We start from the raw sequence: 2,943 nt of genomic DNA, 5'->3' as shown, positions 1-2,943 counted from the left end.
TTCCGGCTCATCCATCTCACCGTCGCCCAGGAAGCCCAGTAGTAGCCCCAGATGCCACAGGAAGGAGTCCAGATATCAAGGCTGATACCTGATACTTTTGAACTCTACTAAAAAAAGAGCTGTGCGGCATTGTGAAATGAAAAATCCACGCAATTGCGTGGATTTTATAGCTTTTTGCGATTCTTATGAGATTCAGCCAAACCTCATGAGACGAGAAATTTTATTTAGACGTTGAACAAGAAGTTCATCACGTCGCCGTCTTTGACGATGTAGTCTTTACCTTCGGAGCGCATTTTGCCGGCTTCCTTGGCGCCTTGCTCACCCTTGTAGGTGATGAAGTCGTCAAAGGCGATGGTTTGCGCGCGGATAAAGCCTTTCTCGAAGTCGGTGTGGATCTTGCCGGCCGCCTGCGGAGCGGTGGCGCCGACCGGGATGGTCCAGGCGCGCACTTCTTTCACGCCGGCGGTGAAGTAGGTCTGCAGGTTCAGCAGCTCGTAACCGGCGCGGATCACGCGGTTCAGGCCCGGCTCTTCCAGACCCAGCTCGGCCATGAATTCGTCGCGCTCTTCGTCTTCCAGCTCGGCAATGTCGGATTCCACGGCGGCGCACACGGCGACCACCACGGAGCCTTCGGCGTCGGCGATTTTACGCACGGTGTCCAGGTACGGGTTGTTCTCGAAGCCGTCTTCGTTGACGTTGGCGATGTACATGGTTGGCTTCAGCGTCAGGAAGCTCAGGTATTTGATCGCCGCCTTGTCTTCCGCGGTCAGATCCAGCGCGCGCAGCATGCCTGCGTTTTCCAGGTGCGGCAGGCATTTCTCCAGCGCCGCCAGCTCGGCCTTGGCGTCTTTGTCGCCGCCTTTGGCTTTCTTCTGCACGCGGTGGATGGCGCGCTCGCAGGTGTCCAGGTCAGACAGCGCCAGCTCGGTGTTGATGACGTCGATGTCTTCGGCCGGATCGACCTTGTTGTTGACGTGGATGATGTTGTCGTTCTCGAAGCAGCGCACCACGTGGCCGATGGCTTCGGTTTCGCGGATGTTGGTCAGGAACTGGTTGCCCAGGCCTTCACCCTTGGACGCGCCTTTCACCAGTCCGGCGATGTCGACGAATTCCATGGTGGTCGGCAGAATGCGCTGCGGCTTGACGATCTCGGCCAGCTTATCCAGACGCGGATCGGGCATCGGCACCACACCGGTGTTCGGTTCAATGGTGCAGAACGGGAAGTTGGCTGCTTCAATGCCCGCTTTGGTCAACGCGTTGAACAGGGTGGATTTGCCTACGTTAGGCAGGCCGACGATACCGCATTTGAATCCCATGTTGTAATCACCTTAAATATCTTAACTATCAGCTGGTTAGGTTTAACCGACTGCATAAAGGGCAAAATAATGCCGCCATTATACACGTAATGGGCGTTTATCTCGATCAGACTTGCTTGGCGGGGGTGAGCGCAGCGCGGGCGACCGGTTTTTGATTGAGATTTGGATCACATTTACCCATACTGGCCGTTCCGATTAACCGACAGGAAACGCGCCGGATGTATTTCTTGCCTACGCCACCCTGAGCTGTGCCCGCCTGCACTCTGCCGCGCCTTGCGGTACCCCATACCCGCTACGCGGGGAGATGATGTCATCTGTCATAAGTGAATAATGCATGTTTAACCTGAGTAACGTCAGGATCGCGGACGTTAAAAATGAAGTCCTGGCGGGCTTTGTGGTGGCGGTTTCGATGATCCCCGAGGCGGTCGGCTTTTCGCTGGTCGCCGGTCTTTCGCCGATCGTCGGTTTGCATACCGCGTTTATTATCGGCCTGGTCACGGCGCTGTTCGGCGGCAAGCCGGGCATGGTTTCCGGCGCCGCCGGCTCCATTGTGGTGGTGCTGATGAGTCTGGCGGCGCAGTACGGCATGGGTTACGTGCTGTGGGCCACGCTGTTTGCCGGGGGGATCCAAATTCTGATCGGCGCCTTCCGGTTGGGCAAGTTCATTCGGCTGGTGCCGCTGCCGGCGATCCACGGCTTCGTCAACGGTCTGGCGATCGTCATCATGCTGGCGCAGCTGAAGATGATCGCCGGGCAGGGCCCGCTGATGTACGGCCTGGTGGCGCTGGCAATTGCGGTGGTGGTGCTGTTCCCGCGCCTGACTAAAGCCATTCCGTCTTCGCTGGCGGCGCTGCTGGTGGTCTCGGCGTTGGCGATCGGCCTCAACCTGCACACGCTGCGCGTGGGCGATCTGGCGGACATTTCCGGCGCGCTGCCGCACTTTAGCCTGCCGACGGCGCCGTTTACCCTGGAGATGGTGCGGGTGGTGCTGCCCTATGCGGTGGTGATCGCCCTGGTCGGTTTGATTGAATCGCTGCTGACCATGACGGTGCTGGATGAAATGGGCGGCAAGAAGGGCAACGGCAACCGCGAGAGTATCGCGCAGGGCGCCGGTAACGCGGTATGCGGCCTGTTCGGCTGCTTCGCCGGCTGCGCGATGATCGGCCAGTCGATCATCAACTTCACCTCGGGCGGTCGCGGGCGCATCTCCGGCACGGTAGGCGCCATCCTGCTGATCCTGTTCGTGGTCAGCCTGTCGCGCTATATCGGCCTGCTGCCGGTGGCGGCGCTGGCCGGGGTGATGCTGGTGGTGTGTTACAACACCTTCGAGTGGAGCTCGCTGCGTCGCTTGCGCCGCATGCCGAAGGCGGACGCGCTGGTGATGGTCGCCGTCACGCTGATCACCATCTTTACCGATCTGGCGGTGGCGGTGATCAGCGGGGTGATTATTTCGGCGCTGGTGTTCGCCTGGCAGCAGGCGCGCATCCGCGTGCGTCAGCGGCAGGTAACGGGCGAGGTGGCGGTGTATCAGCTCGATGGCCCGCTGTTCTTCGGCTCTGCTGCGGCTTTCGCCGAGCTGTTCGACCCGCAGAGCGATCCGCAGCGCGTGGTGCTGGATTTTGCCGGC

At 59.8% G+C, this 2,943-nt stretch carries 2 protein-coding genes; one reads left to right on the top strand and one right to left on the bottom strand.

The features are described 5' to 3' along the window. Window positions 1-224: 224 nt before the first annotated feature. Window positions 225-1,316, bottom strand: coding sequence for a redox-regulated ATPase YchF (gene ychF / locus ADK28_RS00695; RefSeq protein ID WP_004941048.1), 1,092 nt, complete (start codon window positions 1,314-1,316; stop codon window positions 225-227). 334 nt (window positions 1,317-1,650) lie between these two features. Between ychF and ADK28_RS00690 the strand changes: the two genes are divergently transcribed. After that, on the top strand, window positions 1,651-2,943 hold a 1,293-nt coding region (locus ADK28_RS00690), incomplete at its 3' end, for a SulP family inorganic anion transporter (protein ID WP_048794626.1).

The sequence above is a fragment of the Serratia sp. 506_PEND genome, from assembly GCF_001076875.1.
GTDB classification, from domain to species: Bacteria; Pseudomonadota; Gammaproteobacteria; order Enterobacterales; family Enterobacteriaceae; genus Serratia; species Serratia marcescens.
The sequence above is the reverse complement of the archived record's forward strand: the minus strand, read 5'-3'. Positions and strand labels throughout refer to the sequence as shown.

Excerpts from the sequence above, each read along its gene's own strand:
- ychF (WP_004941048.1), bottom strand. The coding sequence starts at position 1,316 with ATGGGATTCAAATGCGGTATCGTCGGCCTGCCTAACGTAGGCAAATCC.